Annotated in this window: 14 protein-coding genes and 1 pseudogene; 9 read left to right on the forward strand and 6 right to left on the reverse strand. The window is 66.1% G+C overall.

What is annotated here, in order from left to right:
- Window positions 1–75: 75 nt before the first annotated feature.
- Window positions 76–492, forward strand: coding sequence for a hypothetical protein (locus tag SMCB_RS07700; protein ID WP_052468454.1), 417 nt, complete (start codon window positions 76–78; stop codon window positions 490–492).
- 37 nt (window positions 493–529) lie between these two features.
- Here SMCB_RS07700 and SMCB_RS07705 read toward each other — a convergent pair whose 3' ends face one another.
- The 6 genes and pseudogenes from SMCB_RS07705 to accB all read right to left on the reverse strand — a co-directional run bounded on the left by SMCB_RS07705 (window position 530) and on the right by accB (window position 5,371).
- Window positions 530–1,417: a carbohydrate kinase family protein gene (locus tag SMCB_RS07705; RefSeq protein ID WP_045536060.1), complete on the reverse strand. Its 888-nt coding sequence runs from the start codon at window positions 1,415–1,417 to the stop codon at window positions 530–532.
- Between the two features lie 63 nt (window positions 1,418–1,480).
- The gene (locus SMCB_RS12850) at window positions 1,481–1,936 is read right to left on the reverse strand and encodes a DUF3426 domain-containing protein (protein WP_171820263.1); all 456 of its coding nucleotides are present in this window, start codon (window positions 1,934–1,936) and stop codon (window positions 1,481–1,483) included.
- Between the two features lie 549 nt (window positions 1,937–2,485).
- Window positions 2,486–2,551: pseudogene (locus tag SMCB_RS13305) on the reverse strand (zinc-ribbon domain-containing protein); the annotation flags it as partial.
- Between the two features lie 25 nt (window positions 2,552–2,576).
- Window positions 2,577–3,461 (reverse strand): 50S ribosomal protein L11 methyltransferase, encoded by an 885-nt coding sequence (gene prmA / locus SMCB_RS07715; RefSeq protein WP_045537842.1) that lies wholly within the window; start codon window positions 3,459–3,461, stop codon window positions 2,577–2,579.
- A 58-nt stretch (window positions 3,462–3,519) separates the two neighbouring features.
- Window positions 3,520–4,869 (reverse strand): acetyl-CoA carboxylase biotin carboxylase subunit, encoded by a 1,350-nt coding sequence (accC, locus tag SMCB_RS07720; protein ID WP_045536064.1) that lies wholly within the window; start codon window positions 4,867–4,869, stop codon window positions 3,520–3,522.
- Window positions 4,870–4,882: 13 nt separating this feature from the next.
- Window positions 4,883–5,371, reverse strand: a complete 489-nt coding sequence (accB, locus tag SMCB_RS07725; protein ID WP_045536066.1) for an acetyl-CoA carboxylase biotin carboxyl carrier protein — start codon at window positions 5,369–5,371, stop codon at window positions 4,883–4,885.
- A 154-nt stretch (window positions 5,372–5,525) separates the two neighbouring features.
- Between accB and pilB the strand changes: the two genes are divergently transcribed.
- From pilB to SMCB_RS07765, 8 genes are all read left to right on the forward strand, one after another.
- The gene (pilB, locus tag SMCB_RS07730; RefSeq protein ID WP_045536068.1) at window positions 5,526–7,256 is read left to right on the forward strand and encodes a type IV-A pilus assembly ATPase PilB; all 1,731 of its coding nucleotides are present in this window, start codon (window positions 5,526–5,528) and stop codon (window positions 7,254–7,256) included.
- A gap of 44 nt (window positions 7,257–7,300) precedes the next feature.
- A complete protein-coding gene (locus tag SMCB_RS07735) occupies window positions 7,301–8,518 on the forward strand; it encodes a type II secretion system F family protein (RefSeq protein ID WP_045536070.1) in 1,218 nt (405 codons plus the stop codon).
- A gap of 140 nt (window positions 8,519–8,658) precedes the next feature.
- Window positions 8,659–8,841, forward strand: a complete 183-nt coding sequence (gene hemP, locus SMCB_RS07740; protein WP_034109471.1) for a hemin uptake protein HemP — start codon at window positions 8,659–8,661, stop codon at window positions 8,839–8,841.
- A 150-nt stretch (window positions 8,842–8,991) separates the two neighbouring features.
- Complete coding sequence (locus SMCB_RS07745) at window positions 8,992–11,271, forward strand: TonB-dependent hemoglobin/transferrin/lactoferrin family receptor (protein WP_052468455.1); 2,280 nt, start codon at window positions 8,992–8,994, stop codon at window positions 11,269–11,271.
- Window positions 11,272–11,284: 13 nt separating this feature from the next.
- Window positions 11,285–12,364 (forward strand): hemin-degrading factor, encoded by a 1,080-nt coding sequence (locus SMCB_RS07750; RefSeq protein WP_045536072.1) that lies wholly within the window; start codon window positions 11,285–11,287, stop codon window positions 12,362–12,364.
- Window positions 12,361–13,317 carry a heme/hemin ABC transporter substrate-binding protein gene (locus SMCB_RS07755; RefSeq protein ID WP_082027303.1) on the forward strand — a complete coding sequence of 319 codons (957 nt, stop codon included), beginning with the start codon at window positions 12,361–12,363 and terminating at the stop codon, window positions 13,315–13,317. Before SMCB_RS07750 ends, SMCB_RS07755 begins: the two co-directional genes overlap by 4 nt.
- Entirely contained in the window at window positions 13,314–14,420 is a 1,107-nt protein-coding gene (locus SMCB_RS07760) for a FecCD family ABC transporter permease (RefSeq protein ID WP_045536074.1), read from the forward strand. The genes SMCB_RS07755 and SMCB_RS07760 overlap by 4 nt, the downstream gene beginning before the upstream one ends.
- Before the next feature lie 13 nt (window positions 14,421–14,433).
- Window positions 14,434–15,279 (forward strand): heme ABC transporter ATP-binding protein, encoded by an 846-nt coding sequence (locus SMCB_RS07765; protein ID WP_082027304.1) that lies wholly within the window; start codon window positions 14,434–14,436, stop codon window positions 15,277–15,279.
- Window positions 15,280–15,285 lie beyond the last annotated feature (6 nt).

Consider the following 15,285-nt stretch of genomic DNA (forward strand, 5'->3'; position numbering starts at 1 on the left):
AGCCCGCTGGCTGCGTCGGTTCGCCGCAGGCGCAGCGCCCTAGTCAAACGGCAATAAACCAAAGAGGAGTAAAGAATGGCCCCTGCAAAAAAGACCGCCGCTGCGGCACCCGAGGCACCTACTGCACCTGCGACCCCTGCGGCCAGCGCGCCGCGGCCAGCGCGCAAAACCGTGCCCAAAGCCAGCGTGGCAGCGGCACCCGCCACAACGGGGGCACTGGCTGCGGCAACCAGCAAAAAAACGGCCGCCAAGCCGGCGGCTGCACCCGCTCCAGCCAATCCAGCCGCAGCCCCGGCCGCCAAAACCAAAGCCAAGTCCGACAAGTCTGCCAAATCTGAAAAGGCGGAGAAAGTGGTCAAGGCGGCGCCAACCGAGCCCAAAGCTGAAAAAGCCTCGAAGGCCCCTAAAACACCCAAAGCAGAGCCGCTGGCCCAGCCGCCAGCACCCAACCCCAAGGCGGCTTGGCCCTTCCCCACCGGCAAGAAACCCTGAACGAGCGCTGAGAGGCGGGGAGGCGGCGCTCAGCTTCTCAGAGGCTGAAGCGGTAGTTCTGGCCGCCCCGGGAGGCGATTTTTTCGGCTCCCATGCGGTTGCCGAGTTCGGCGCTGCGGCGCAAGTCCCAGCCCTGCGCCAAGCCGTAGAGCAAGCCGGCGCGCAAGGCGTCGCCACAGCCGGTCGGGTCCAGCACCGCGCGCGCGGGCACCCCGGGTACGCGGCTGCACTGGCCCTGCTGCCACAGGTCGCAGCCCTGATCGGCCAGCGTGATCACGAGGCCGCGCAGCCGCTGCGACAGCTCGGCGTAACCCAGGCCGGTGCGCTCGCTCAACATGCGCGCTTCGTAGTCGTTGAGCGCGGCCCAGTCGGCCAGTTCGATGAAGCGCAGCAGCTCGGGGCCGTCGAACATCGGCAGCCCTTGGCCCGGGTCGAACACAAAGGGCACCCCGAGCGCGTGCAACTGCTCGGCGTGCTCGATCATGGCCTGGCGCCCATCGGGCGAGACGATGGCGATGCGCGCCTCGGGCGCGGCCACGATCGGGTTCTGGTGCGCCAGCGCCATGGCGCCGGGGTGAAAGGCGGTGATCTGGTTGTTGTCGCGGTCGGTCATGATCATGGCCTGCGCGGTGTAGTGCTGGCTCACCCATTGCACCGCGCCGGTGTCGATGCCCAGCTCCTGCATGCGCTCCAGATAATCTTGCCCGTCGTTGCCCAGCGCCGCCACCGGGCGCGCCTGCACCCCCAACTGGCGCAAGCCATAGGCGATGTTGCCGGCGCAGCCGCCGTACTCGCGCCGCAGCGCCGGCACCAGAAAGGAGACGTTGAGAATGTGCAACTGCTCGGGCAAGATCTGCTCGGCAAAGCGGCCCTCAAAGGTCATGATGGTGTCAAAGGCCAGCGAGCCGCAAATCAGAATGGTCATGGTGTAAGCAATGGAAGCCAGGGGGTGGGAGCAGAACAGCCGAGGGAAAGCAGACGGTATCAATCAGGGGTAGAACAAAATGGCGCGGTAGCCGGTCATGACGCGCCCTTCGATGCCATCAAAAGCGAGTTCGAATTGCAACGACCACTCCGCCCCGGCCGGCAGGGATGCGGTTGGGCGCGGCCATTCGTGCGGCAGCAGCACGCGGCGCACCAGCACCTGATCGTGGATGTCGGTCAAGGTGAGCTCGATCGCCGGGCTGGCCACTTCCAGCGCCGTCTGGTTGCGCAGCACCACATGAAAGCCGTACATACCCGGGCCCAGGCGCAGCAGCACCGAGCTGTCGATCACCACATCGTTGGGGTTGGTTGGCAGAGCCTGCTGGCAATCCAAGGTCTGGCACAAGGCTTCGAGCACGGGCTGCGTGGCGGGCACGGCACGCGTCAGCGGCGCCCGCCATTGTGTGGCGGCTTGCAGGCCCAACAACAGGGCCAGCGCGGCCACTGCGACCAGGAGCAACAGCCGCACTGCAGGCCGTCGCCACAGGGCCTGACGCTGCGCCTTGCGCACGAAAGATGGCGCCGTTTGAGCTGTATGCGCGAGAGGACTTGCACCTGCACCTGCATCTGCATCGACTGCCGGCCTGGGCTGCGGGTCTGTGGGCTGGTGTTGTGGATCGGGTTGGGGTTGCTGCTGCACCAGTGCCGGCTCGGCATCCCCTGGGGTTGGATGCGGCTGCGAGACCGTGGCGCATTGCACCTCTGGCTGCACCTGCGATGTTTGCTGATCCTGGACCTCTGGTTGCGGCTCTTGCGGGCCGTCAGGCTCTTGCGGTTCGGTCTGCGCTGGCGAAGGCGGCGGCACAACGGGCTGAGGCACCGACGCTGGCGTAGTGCGAGACTCGGGCTCGGGCTCGGGCACGGTTTCGTGTACCTGCGCTGCGGACTGTTGGCTCGGCTGGGGGGGCTGGGGGGCGGCTGGCTCCGGCCCCGGAGACCACGGCTGCAAATCGAGCGTGGCATTGAACACCTGCTGGCACTGGCCGCAGCGCACCCAACCATCGGAAATCTTGAGCTGGTCGGGCACCACCTTGAAGGCGGTGGCACAGGCCGGACAACGGGTGATGAAGCTCATGCTTCAATTATTGCAGTGCAGCGCCTCAAGGCGCGCGCGCCGTCATCAGAACCCAGCCGTCCTCGGCATCGCTGATTTGCAACGGCAACCACGGCGCGTAGGCGGCCTGCAACTCGCTGGCTTGGCGCTGCAAAATACCCGACAACACCAACTGCCCCCCTGGGCCCACGCGCTCACACAACAGCGGCGCCAGCAGCTTGAGCGGCGTGGCCAGAATGTTGGCCAGCACCACGTCGTAGGTGCCACAGGCCAGGTCGGGCAGCCCGGTTTGCAGTTGCACGCCGTTGTGCAAGGCGTTGCGCTGCGCCGTTTGCACCGCCACCGGGTCGATATCGACGGCCTCGATGCGCTGCGCCGCAAACTTGGCCGCTGCAATCGCCAAAATGCCCGAGCCGCAGCCGTAATCGAGCACGCTGCGGCCCGCCAGCGGCTGCTGCGCCAGCCAGCGCAGGCACATGCGGGTGGTGGGGTGGGTGCCGGTGCCAAAGGCCTGCCCGGGGTCGAGCCGGATCACCTGCTGCGCCGCAGGCGGCACCTCGTGCCAACTGGGCACGATCCAAAAAGTGGGCGTGATCGGCACCGGTTCGAATTGCGTCTGCGTCAGGCGCACCCAATCGGTGTCGGCCACCGGCCGCAGCGCGCAGACCTCGCAACCGGCGAAAAAATCTTGCGCTTGCAGCAGCTGCTGCGCTTCGTGCGCCGCCGCTGCGCTGGCAAACAGCGCCGTCAGGCGCGAGCGCGCCCAGCCCGCCTTGGGCGCAGGCAGGCCCGGCTCGCCAAACAGACCGCGCTCGGCGTCCGTGTCGGCGTCGGCGTCTTCGACCGACACGCTCAGGGCGTCGAGCGCCTCCAGCGCCTCGCTCAAGGGCTCGACTTGGCTCTCGGGGGCCAGCAGCAGCAGCTCGTGCAGCGCGCCCTGTGTGCCTCCGGGCTCGGCCCCGCCTTGGGGTTCGGCCCCAACCAGCGGTTCAGCGCTCACGCTGCGCCAACCAGGCTTCGAGGTAGTGGATGTTGGTGCCGCCGGCCTCGAAGTTGGCGTCCACCAAGATCTCGCGGTGCAGGGCGATGTTGGTCTTGATGCCCTCGATCACGGTCTCGGACAGGGCCGAGCGCATGCGCGCCAGCGCCTGCTCGCGCGTGTCGCCGTGGGTGATGAGCTTGCCGATCATCGAATCGTAGTTCGGCGGCACCAGGTAGTGGGTGTAAATGTGCGAATCGACCCGCACCCCCGGCCCGCCGGGCGCGTGCCAAGCGCTGATGCGCCCGGGCGAGGGGGTGAACTTGTAGGGGTCTTCGGCGTTGATGCGGCACTCGATGGCGTGGCCGCGCAGCTCGATCTGGCGCTGCGTGAAGGGCAGTTTTTCGCCGGCAGCGATGGCGATCTGCTGGCGCACGATGTCGATGCCGGTCACGGCCTCGGTCACCGGGTGTTCGACCTGCACCCGGGTGTTCATTTCGATGAAGTAGAACTCGCCGTTCTCGTACAAAAACTCGAAGGTGCCGGCGCCCCGGTAACCGATTTTTTTGCAAGCGGCGGCGCAGCGGTCGCCGATGCGGTCGATCAGGCGCCGCGCGATGCCCGGCGCCGGGGCTTCCTCGATCACCTTTTGGTGCCGCCGCTGCATCGAGCAGTCGCGCTCGTAGAGATAGACGGCGTTGCGAAAGTTGTCGGCCAGGATCTGGATTTCGATGTGGCGCGGGTTTTGCAAAAACTTTTCTAGATAGACCTCGGGGTTGCCAAAGGCGGCCCCGGCCTCGGCCTTGGTGGTTTGCACCGCGTGCAGCAGCGCCGCTTCGGTGTGCACCACGCGCATGCCGCGGCCACCGCCGCCGCCCGCGGCTTTGACGATCACCGGGTAGCCGATGGTGCGCGCGATGCGCTTGACCTCGGCCGCATCGTCGGGTAAGGCGCCTTCGGAGCCGGGCACGCAGGGCACACCGGCGCGGATCATGGCCTGCTTGGCCGCCACCTTGTCGCCCATGGTGCGGATCGCCCCGGGCGTGGGGCCGATGAACACGAAGCCGCTTTTTTCCACGCGCTCGGCAAAGTCGGCGTTTTCGCTCAAAAAACCGTAGCCGGGGTGGATGGCTTCGGCGTCGGTGACTTCGGCCGCCGAGATGATGGCCGGCATGTTGAGGTAGCTTTGCGCCGAAGGCGGCGGGCCGATGCACACGGCCTCGTCGGCGAGCTTGACGTATTTGGCATCGCGGTCGGCCTCGGAATAGACCATCACCGCCTTGACGCCCAGTTCGCGGCAGGCGCGCTGCACGCGCAAGGCGATCTCGCCGCGGTTGGCGATCAGGATTTTTTTGAACATGGCTGCTGCGCCCTCACTCGAGCACGAACAGGGGCTGGCCGTATTCCACCGCTTGGCCGTTTTCGGCCAAAATCTGCGTCACCGTGCCGGCGTGCTCGGCTTCGATTTCATTGAGGATTTTCATGGCTTCCACGATACACACCGGATCGCCCACCTTGACCACCTGCCCGAGCTCGACAAAGGGCTTGGCCCCCGGACTGGCAGAACGGTAAAAGGTGCCGACCATGGGTGATTTGAGCACCTGCCCCTTGGGCGCTGCGGGCGCTTCGGGCGCTGCAGCCGGCGCCGGCTGCACGACCGGCGGCGCACCCGCAGCAATCAACATAGCAGCGCTCTGGGCTGCAGGGGGCGTGGCCACGGCGGCGGGCGCTTGCATCATCGTTGCAGCCACCGGCGGGCTTTTGACGATGCGCACCTTGCCTTCGGCCTCGGTGATCTCGAGTTCGGATACATTCGACTCCGAGACGAGGTCGATCAGGGTCTTGAGTTTGCGCAAATCCATGTCAGCTCCTAAAACAGTACCCAAATGCGTCGAAGTGCGCGCATCAAGGCGAAAGCAGGCGCGAATATACACGAACTCGCCTCATGCGAGCGCCTTGGCCGCTGCCCGCCCGCGCCTACTTTGACCACCAAGCCAGCCAGCAACTGCCTCAGCCATGATTGACAGCGAAGCCCCCATCTCCAGCATGGCCCTGCCGGGCTTGGCGCGCGCACTGGTCGCCGCCGGCACCCTGAGCCAACAAAGCGCTGAAGGGCTGTACGCCAAAGCCCAAGCGCACAAAAGCAGCTTCATCGCCGAACTGGTGGGCAGCGGCGCCTTGAGCGCGCGCGAGTTGGCGCACACCATGTCGCGCACCTTTGCTGCGCCCTTGATCGATCTCGACGCCATCGACGTGCTGCGCCTGCCCAAAGGCGTGCTTGACCCCAAAATCGCCAAGCAGTTCCGGATTGTGGTGCTCAGCCGTCGCGGCAACCGCATCACGGTGGCCACCGCCGACCCCACCCACACCGACGTCGCCGAAAAAATCAAGTTCACCACCCAGCTCACGGTGGACTGGGTGATCGCCGAGCTCGACAAGCTAGGCAAATTGATCGATAGCACCAGCGCCAGCGCCAACGAAGCGATCGAGCACATCGTGGGCGGCGATTTTGAATTCGACGATGGTGCCATTGAGTTGGCCGCCGCCGAAAGCTCCGAGAAGGTGTCGGCCGAAGTCGAAGACGCGCCTGTGGTGCGGTTTTTGCACAAAATGCTGCTCGATGCCTACACGATGCGGGCATCCGACCTGCATTTCGAGCCCTACGAGCATTTTTATCGGGTGCGCTTTCGCATCGATGGCGAGTTGCGCGAAATCGCCTCGCCACCGGTGGCCCTGAAAGAAAAATTGGCTTCGCGCATCAAAGTCATCTCAAAACTCGACATCTCCGAAAAGCGCGTGCCGCAAGATGGCCGCATGAAGCTCAAGGTCGGGCCTGACAAAACGATCGATTTTCGGGTCAGCACCTTGCCCACGCTGTTTGGCGAAAAGATCGTGATCCGCATCCTAGACCCCAGCAGCGCGCAGATGGGTATCGATGCGCTGGGCTACGAAGCCGATGAAAAAGCCTTGTTGCTTGAGGCTATCAGCCGCCCTTATGGCATGGTGCTGGTGACCGGCCCAACGGGGTCGGGTAAAACGGTGTCGCTCTACACCTGCCTCAACATCTTGAACAAGCCCGGCGTCAACATCTCGACCGCCGAGGACCCGTCCGAAATCAACCTGCCCGGCGTGAATCAGGTCAATGTCAACGAAAAGGCGGGCCTGACCTTCGCTGCCGCGCTCAAGTCTTTTTTGCGCCAAGACCCCGACATCATCATGGTGGGCGAAATCCGCGACCTAGAGACCGCCGACATCGCCATCAAGGCCGCCCAGACCGGCCACTTGGTGCTCTCGACCCTGCACACCAACGACGCCCCTGGCACCCTCACACGCCTGATCAACATGGGCGTGTTGCCGTTCAACATCGCCTCCAGCGTCAATCTGGTCACTGCGCAGCGACTGGCGCGGCGCCTGTGCGCGCAGTGCAAGCAACCTTTCGAAGACGTACCCGATCAAGCGCTGCTCGACGCCGGGTTCAAGCCCGATGAGCTCGACGGCAGCTGGAGGCCGTGGCGCCCGGTGGGATGCAAAGCCTGCCACAACGGCTACAAGGGGCGGGTGGGCATCTATCAGGTGATGCCGATCAGCGAGGCGATGCAGCACATTATTCTGCGCGGCGGCAGCGCGCTCGAAATTCTTGCCCAATCGCGCACCGAAGGCGTTCGCACTTTGCGCGAATCGGGGCTGCGCAAGGTTAAACTGGGCCTCACTTCCCTTGAGGAAGTGTTGGGCTGCACCAACGATTGACCACACAGGCGTTTGGGCCTGATGCAAAACTGAAAGAGGGAATCATGGCGACGGCAACCACCAAGAGCATCAAAGAATACGTATTCGAGTGGGAAGGCAAAGACCGCAACGGCAAACCCGTGCGCGGCGAAGTGCGCGCCGCCGGTGAAAACCAGGTGCAGGCCACGCTGCGCCGCCAAGGCGTGCTGGTGCAAAAGGTCAAAAAACGCAAAACCGCCTCGGCTAGGCGCATCAAACCCAAAGACATCGCCATTTTTACGCGTCAGCTGGCCACCATGATGAAGGCCGGGGTGCCGCTGCTGCAAGCCTTTGACATCGTCGGGCGCGGCAACCCCAATCCGAGCGTAAGCAAGCTGCTCAACCAGGTGCGCACCGACGTCGAAACCGGCACCTCGCTCAGCGCCGCCTTTCGCAAACACCCGCTGTACTTCAATGCCCTGTATTGCAACCTGGTGGAAGCGGGCGAGGCCGCAGGCATCCTGGAAGAGCTGCTGGACCGCCTGGCCACGTACATGGAAAAAACCGAGGCCATCAAAAGCAAGGTCAAATCGGCCCTGATGTACCCGACGGCCGTGATCGTGGTCGCGTTTGTGGTCGTGGTGGTGATCATGATCTTTGTGATTCCGGCCTTCAAAGAGGTGTTTGACTCTTTTGGCGCCGACCTGCCTGCCCCGACGCTGCTGGTGATCGCCATCAGCGAGTTTTTCGTGGCTTACTGGTGGATTATTTTTGGCGCACTGGGCGGCGGTTTGTACTTTTTCATGCAGGCTTGGAAGCGCAACCTCAAGGTGCAGCGCGTCATGGACCGGGTGCTGCTCAAGCTGCCCGTGTTTGGTACGCTGGTGGAAAAATCCACCGTGGCGCGCTGGACCCGCACCATGTCCACCATGTTTGCCGCCGGGGTGCCGCTGGTGGATGCGCTGGACTCGGTCGGCGGGGCCTCAGGCAACAGCCTGTACGCCGACGCCACCTCGCAAATCCAGCGCGAAGTGGCCACCGGCACCAGCCTGACCATGGCCATGAACAACGCCCGCATCTTCCCCTCGATGGTGCTGCAAATGACCGCCATCGGCGAGGAATCGGGCTCGCTCGACCACATGCTGGGCAAGGCGGCCGACTTTTACGAGCAAGAGGTCGACGACATGGTGGCCGGCCTGTCGAGCCTGATGGAGCCGATCATCATCGTGGTGCTGGGCACCATCATCGGCGGCATTGTGGTGTCGATGTACCTGCCGATCTTCCAGCTCGGTCAGGTGGTCTGATAAGCGCAGACCCCTGATGTCGCGCCGATGTCGCGCCGATGTTGCGCCGGCGCGACAGTGAAGCTTGATTCACATCAAGTGCGCGACCTGTGCTTTAAACACTCTTGCGAATCGTTCGCATTGGTGTTTATAATGAAGCCATGTCTACGTCTGCCCACTCCTGCCCTGCCGCGAACGGGGCCACCCTCGTGCCCAACCCGAATCCGCGCGCGTTTAGGTTTACCGATCTGAGCGCCGGTCAGCGCACGCTGCTGATCGAACACGCCGGGCAGGTCTATCGCCTCAGCCTGACGGGACAAAACAAGCTCATCCTGACCAAGTGATGCGGCGCTGGACGCGCGCCCCGATTTAATTTCTCCATCCTCAGCCAGCCAGTCACCGCCTGAGGTGCCACGAGCCAGCCAGTGTTTCCATTCTTGCACTCGCCACTGGACCGACTCGTGAAAATACTTGCCCGAACCCCCGCTTCTTTTTTGCTGCACCCCATTGCGCTGGCCTGCCTGCTGGGCAGCGGCCTAGCCTGCGCGCAGAGCGCGCCCAGCGCACACACCGGCACAGCAAGCCCTGCCACCGGCAGCAGCGCGGCAGCCGCCCCCACCATTGGCGGCGGCACAACGACTGCCCAACTCGATGCCGTGGTGGTCACCGGCGCGCGCGCCGAGCGCGAGGTGGGCGACGTGCCGCAGCGCATCGACGTGCTCCAAGGCGCGGCACTAGACCCCACCCAAGCGCAAGACATCCGCGAACTGGTGCGCGATCTGCCCAACGTCGAGGTGCGCCGGGCGCCGCAGCGCTTCGGCGCCGTGCTGGGCTCTACCGGGCGCGATGGCAACGCCGGTTTTAATATCCGTGGCATGCAGGGCAACCGGGTGTTGCTCACCGTCGATGGCGTGCGCATGCCGCGCGAACTGGTCGCCGGCGTGCTGGGGTCGGCCGCCTTTGGCCGCGACTATTTCGACATGGGCCTGATCGAGCGCGTGGAACTGGTGCGCGGCGCCACCTCGGCGCTCTACGGCTCCGACGGCCTTGGTGGCATGGTAGCGATGTTCACGCTGCGCCCCGAAAGCCTGCTGCAGCCCGGCCAAACCCTGGGTGGCCGCCTGACACTGCGCGCCGACACCGAGGACGACAGCAGCGGCGTCGGTCTGACGCTGGCCGGCCTAGCCAGCCCCCAATGGCAGTGGCTGGGCAGCGTGCAAACCGGGCGCGCCGGCGCTCTCGACAACCAAGGCACCAACCAAGCCGCCAACACCACCCGCACCGCTCCCAACCCGCAGCGCGACCGCAACCACGCCCTGCTGGGGACAATGGTGTTTACCCCTGGCGGCGGGCAGCGCCACAGCTTCACCGCTGAATATGTAGAAAAATCCACCGACATCGATGCCCTGAGCGCGCGCCACGTCAACCCGGCGGCAGCCGGTGCCACGCGCGACTTGAAAGGCGAAATGGATTCGAGCCGAACGCGCCTGAGCTGGGACGGCCAGTTTCCGCTGCGCGCGGCTTGGGCCGACAGCCTGCGCGCCCACGTCGGATTTCAGCAAGCCGAAAAACGCGAAGTGGCGATCGAACAACGCACCCCAACGGGCGCCAATCCCGCCACGTTCCGCGTGCGCGACGTCACCTACTGGGAGGACATCTGGCAGGCCTCGCTGCAGGCCGAGCGCCGCCGCGACCTGGGCCACGGCTGGGCACAGCAGCTGGTTTATGGCGTCGAGCTCACGCGCACCGACATGGAAAACCTCACCACCGGCGTGGCGCCGCCGGCGGGCGACACCTTCCCCTTGCAGCGCTTCCCGACCACCCGCGAGACCACGCAGGCGCTGTTTGTGCAAAGCGAATTCATCAGCGAGCGCTGGAGCATCATCCCGGCGCTGCGCTACGACCGCTTCGACATCGACGCGCAGGAAAGCCCTCTGTTCCGGCGCGCACTGGCTGACCTTTCCGGTGATGCGCTCTCGCCCAAGCTGGGCCTGATTTTTAGGCCAGAAGCAAATTGGCAGATTTTCAGCAATCTGGCAGCGGGTTTTCGCGCCCCCGGCCCGCTGCAGCTCAACAACTTTTTTGAAAACTTGGTGGGGACTGCACCCTACCGCACGATCCCAAACCCGAACCTGCGCCCGGAAAAAAGCCGCACTTTCGAGCTCGGTACACGCGGCCAGCACGGCGCACTGCAGTGGCTGGCCACGGCATTCACCGGTCGCTACCGCGATTTCATCGAAGACCAAGTTGCCGTAGGCGGAACCGGAACAGTGGCTGATCCGCTCACCTTTCAGTCGGTCAACCGCGGCCGGGTGCGTCTGAACGGCTTTGAACTCGAAGGCCGCTGGGCCCTGAGCCCTGCCACCACGCTGCGCGCCAGCTACGGCCAGACCGAGGGCCGCGACACGGTGCTGAACCAGCCGTTGAACTCGGTCAACCCGGAGCGGCTGGTGCTGGGGCTGGAACACCGGCTGCAGCAGTGGACGCTGGGCGCGCGCCTAACGCACACCGCAGCCAAAGACCAAGCCGACATCCTGAATACCCTCACCGCCGGCGCGCAACAGTTTGCCCCGCCGAGCTGGACCACGCTAGACCTGAGCGCCAGCTGGCAGATCAACCGCAACATGCGCCTGAGCGCGGCGCTCAACAACCTCACCGACCGCAAATACTGGCAGTGGAGCAACGTGCAGGGCTTAGCCGGAAATTCGGCGGTGCTCGATGCCTTCAGCTCGCCGGGGCGCAGCCTTTCTTTGTCACTGGTCAGCAGTTTTTAATCGGAGCCACCACATGAACACCGCCGAAATCCGCCAAGCCTACCAAGCGGCACGAACCCAAGGCCTGCGCGCCCGCGACGCCGCCGAACACATCGGCTTGTCCGAAGGCGCTGCGCTGGCCGCGCACCTCGGAACCCATGAGCAAGCCACGCGCACTGTGGCGCTGCGCCCCGACTGGCTAGAGCTGCTCAAATCGCTTCAGCCCTGCGGCCCGCTGCTGGCGCTGACGCGCAACCGCAGCGTGGTGCACGAAAAAACCGGGGTCTACGAAAAGCTCTCGGCGCAAAACCAAGTCGGGCTGGCGCTGGGCAAAGAGATCGACTTGCGGCTGTTTTTCAAGCAGTGGCACGCCGGCATGGCGGTTACCGAGCTGAACCCGGACAGCGACAAACCGGCCAGCAGCAGCCTGCAATTCTTCGACCGGAACGGCGTGGCAGTGCACAAGATTTTCTTGCGCGAGGGCAGCGACCGCGCCGCTTGGCAGGCGGTGCTGGCGCAGTGGCAAGACCCTCTGGCAGCAGCGCCGGTGTTCGAGCCGCCCGCAACAGCCGAGCCCAAAGCAGCTGAACCTGTGGTTGACGCCCCCGCCTTTGCCCAGGCTTGGGCCGAGATGAGCGATGTGCATCAGTTTTTCCCGTTGCTGCGCGAATTTGGTGTGGAACGCCAGCACGGCTTGCGCCTGGTTGAGGGCCGCTTCACGCGTCGCGTCGCGCACGGCTCGGTGCGACAGATGCTGATGGAGGCCGCCTTTGACGACACCCCGATCATGGCTTTCGTGGGCAGCAGCGGCTGTATCCAGATCCACAGCGGGCCCATCAAGCGCGTCGAGCCGCTGGAAATGCGCGGCCAAGTGTGGCTGAATGTGCTCGACCCCGGCTTCAACCTGCACCTGCGCGAAGACCACATCGGCGACGTCTGGGTGGTGGAAAAGCCCAGCAGCGACGGCACCATCAGCTCGCTCGAGGTGTTCGATGCACACGGCGATCTCATGGCCTTGTTTTTTGGCGCACGCAAACCCGGCAAGCCCGAGCTGACCGAGTGGCGCCATTTGCTGGCGCACCTGTCGGGGGCTGAAGAAGGCGCGTCGGCATGAGCCAGCCCGTGCACCTGAGGGCAGCGGCTGATGCGGCTCCGGCACTGCGTCTGGCAGCATGCGCTGGATCCAACGCCGGCGCTTCTGCCGCCCCGGCCCTGACGCGGCGCGCCTGCGCCCTGGCCTTGGCGGCGCTGGCCACGGGCGCGGCGGCGGCCAGCGCGCGCAGCCCACGCCTGATCACGGTGGGTGGCAGCCTGACCGAAGCCGTGTTTGCGCTCGGGGCCGAGGCGCAACTGGTGGGCACCGACACCACCAGCCTGTACCCGGCGGCGGCGCAAGCCACGCCCAAGGTGGGTTATATGCGCCAGCTCTCGGCCGAAGGGCTGCTGGCGCTGCGCCCCGACGTGGTGCTGGCGCTGGCCGGCTCGGGGCCGCCGCTGGTGCTGCAGCAACTGCACTCGGCCCGGGTGCAAGTCGAGCTGATCGAGCGCCGCCACGAATGGGACGATGTGAGGCGCACCGTGCAAGCCGCCGGCCGCGCCACCGGGCGCGGCGCAGCGGCGCAAGACTTGCTGCGCCAACTCGAACAGGAATGGACCCGCGTGCGTGCCCAAGTGCAAGCCTACCGCGGCCCGACGCCGCGGGCGTTGTTCATCATGGCGCATGGCGGCAGCCCGCTGGTGGCCGGGGGCCAAACCGCCGCCCACGCCATGCTAACGCTGGCTGGCGCGCGCAACGTGGTTTCGGGCTTCAATGGCTTCAGACCCCTGACGGCGGAATCCATGGCCGCCGCTGCCCCAGATGTGATCGTCACCACCACGCAGAGCTTGCAGGCGGTGGGCGGTGCCGAGGGCTTTTGGCGGCGCCCCGAACTGGCACTCACGCCCGCCTGGCAGCGGCGCCACAGCGGTGCCGCGCTGTGGCACCAAGACGCGCTGGCGCTGCTGGGCTTTGGGCCCCGGCTGGCGCAGGTGCTCGAGGCCCTGCACCGCGGTCTGATCGCGGCATGAATACGCTGGTCTTGAAGCGCGCCGGGCTGGCTGGCTTGGCTGGGCTGCTGCTGCCGAGTTCGCGCCGTGGCCCTTGGGTGCTGCTGGGGCTAGGCGTGGCCCTGTTGGCCAGCCTGATCTGGTCCAGCGGTCAAGGGGCCTTTGGCCTGCCGCTGCGCGAACTGCCGGCCGTGCTGGCGGCGGCGTTCACCACGTATTGGTGGCCCGGTGCCGAACGCAGCGCGGCCGAGCTGGTGTTCTTCAACATCCGTCTGCCGCGCCTGGTGCTGGCCGTGGCCGCCGGGGCTGGCTTGGGCGTGGCCGGGGCCCTGATGCAGGGCTTGTTTCGCAACCCACTGGCCGATCCCGGCCTGATCGGCGTCAGCAGCGGCGCCGCGCTGGCAGCGGCCTTTGCCATCGTGCTCGGCAGCCTGTGGTGGCCCGAGGTGCCGCTGGCGCTGGGCACTTGGCCGCTGATGCTGATGGCCTTTTTGGGCGGGTTGCTGGTCACGGCGCTGATCTACACGCTGTCGCTGGGCGACGGCGGCACCCGGGTCGGGATCATGCTGCTGGCCGGCATTGCCATCAACGCGCTGGCCGGTGCCGGCATCGGCCTGCTGAGCTATCTGGCCACCGACGAGCAGTTGCGCAACCTGCAGTTCTGGATGTTGGGCAGCCTAGGCGGAGCGCGCTGGGAGGCGGTGCTGGTGGTGGGCCTGATCGCGCTGGCCACGGTGGTGCTGGCGCAGCGCTTGGCGCGCCCGCTCAACGCGCTGGCGCTGGGCGAGGCGCAGGCGGTGATGCTCGGGGTGCCGGTGGAACGCCTCAAGCTCGCTTGCATTTTGCTGACCGCGCTGGTGGTCGGGGCCGTGACCGCCACCACCGGCATCATCGGCTTCATCGGGCTGGTGGCGCCGCACATCGTGCGTCTGCTGGCCGGGCCCGATCACCGCTGGGTCTTGCCGGGTTCGGCCCTGCTCGGGGCGGTGCTGGTGCTGCTGGCCGACGCCTGGGCACGCACCGTGATCGCGCCGGCCGAGTTGCCGCTGGGCATCATCACCGCGCTGGTGGGGGTGCCGTTCTTTTTGCTTCTGCTGCGCAGCGCGCACGCGCGCACACTCTGAAAGCACCGCACCCATGAACGCTCGCCTGCCCGCCAGCGCCCTTCTGCCCAGCGTCAGCGCTGCAGCACAGCACAGCGGCCTGCTGGCCCGAGCCATCACGGTGCAGCAACATGGCCGCGCCCTGCTCGAGGGCATCGATTTGCAGCTCGCCGCAGGCCAAATCGGGGTCTTGCTGGGCCCCAACGGCGCCGGCAAATCGACCCTGCTCCACGTGCTCGGCGGCTTGCGCAGCCCACAGATAGGCCAGGTTTGGCTAGACGGCGAGGCGCTGCACAGCCGCAACGCCGCCGCGCTGGCGCGCCGGCGCGCTTTTTTGCCGCAGGAACTGGTGCCGGCCTTTGACTTCACGGCGCAGGAGGTGGTCGAGCTCGGACGCTACCCGCACCGCTTGCAGCCGCAGCCCGACGAAGAGCAAATCGTGCGCGCCGCGCTCGAGCATTGCGCGGTGGCGCACCTGGCGCAGCGCAGCATCCGCCAGCTCAGCGGTGGCGAACGCGCCCGGGTGCAACTGGCGCGCACGCTGGCCCAAGTCTGGCACCCCAGCGCCGATGGGCGCTCGAACTGGCTGCTGCTCGACGAACCCACCGCCGCGCTCGACCTGCAGCACCAGCATACCACCTTGAACACGCTGCGCCAGTGGAGCCGCCAGCGCGGCGCCGGCGTGCTGCTGGTGCTGCACGACCTGAATCTGGCGCTGCGCTACGCCGACTGCTGCTGGGTGCTGCAAGACGGCCGCCTAGTGGGCAGCGGCGCACCGGCCAGCGTGTTGCAGCCCGAGCTGGTGCACGCGGTCTGGCAGGTGCACACCCACGCCGTGCGCGACCCCTCGGGGGTCGCGCAGCTGCTGCTGGCCCCCTGAGCGCTC

The organism is Serpentinimonas maccroryi, assembly GCF_000828915.1.
Classification (GTDB): Bacteria; Pseudomonadota; Gammaproteobacteria; order Burkholderiales; family Burkholderiaceae_C; genus Serpentinimonas; species Serpentinimonas maccroryi.

Excerpts from the sequence above, each read along its gene's own strand:
- accC (WP_045536064.1), bottom strand. The coding sequence starts at position 4,869 with ATGTTCAAAAAAATCCTGATCGCCAACCGCGGCGAGATCGCCTTGCGC.
- hemP (WP_034109471.1), top strand. The coding sequence starts at position 8,659 with ATGTCTACGTCTGCCCACTCCTGCCCTGCCGCGAACGGGGCCACCCTC.
- pilB (WP_045536068.1), top strand. The coding sequence starts at position 5,526 with ATGATTGACAGCGAAGCCCCCATCTCCAGCATGGCCCTGCCGGGCTTG.
- SMCB_RS07700 (WP_052468454.1), top strand. The coding sequence starts at position 76 with ATGGCCCCTGCAAAAAAGACCGCCGCTGCGGCACCCGAGGCACCTACT.
- SMCB_RS07750 (WP_045536072.1), top strand. The coding sequence starts at position 11,285 with ATGAACACCGCCGAAATCCGCCAAGCCTACCAAGCGGCACGAACCCAA.
- SMCB_RS07760 (WP_045536074.1), top strand. The coding sequence starts at position 13,314 with ATGAATACGCTGGTCTTGAAGCGCGCCGGGCTGGCTGGCTTGGCTGGG.
- SMCB_RS07765 (WP_082027304.1), top strand. The coding sequence starts at position 14,434 with ATGAACGCTCGCCTGCCCGCCAGCGCCCTTCTGCCCAGCGTCAGCGCT.
- SMCB_RS07755 (WP_082027303.1), top strand. The coding sequence starts at position 12,361 with ATGAGCCAGCCCGTGCACCTGAGGGCAGCGGCTGATGCGGCTCCGGCA.
- SMCB_RS07735 (WP_045536070.1), top strand. The coding sequence starts at position 7,301 with ATGGCGACGGCAACCACCAAGAGCATCAAAGAATACGTATTCGAGTGG.
- SMCB_RS07705 (WP_045536060.1), bottom strand. The coding sequence starts at position 1,417 with ATGACCATTCTGATTTGCGGCTCGCTGGCCTTTGACACCATCATGACC.
- accB (WP_045536066.1), bottom strand. The coding sequence starts at position 5,371 with ATGGATTTGCGCAAACTCAAGACCCTGATCGACCTCGTCTCGGAGTCG.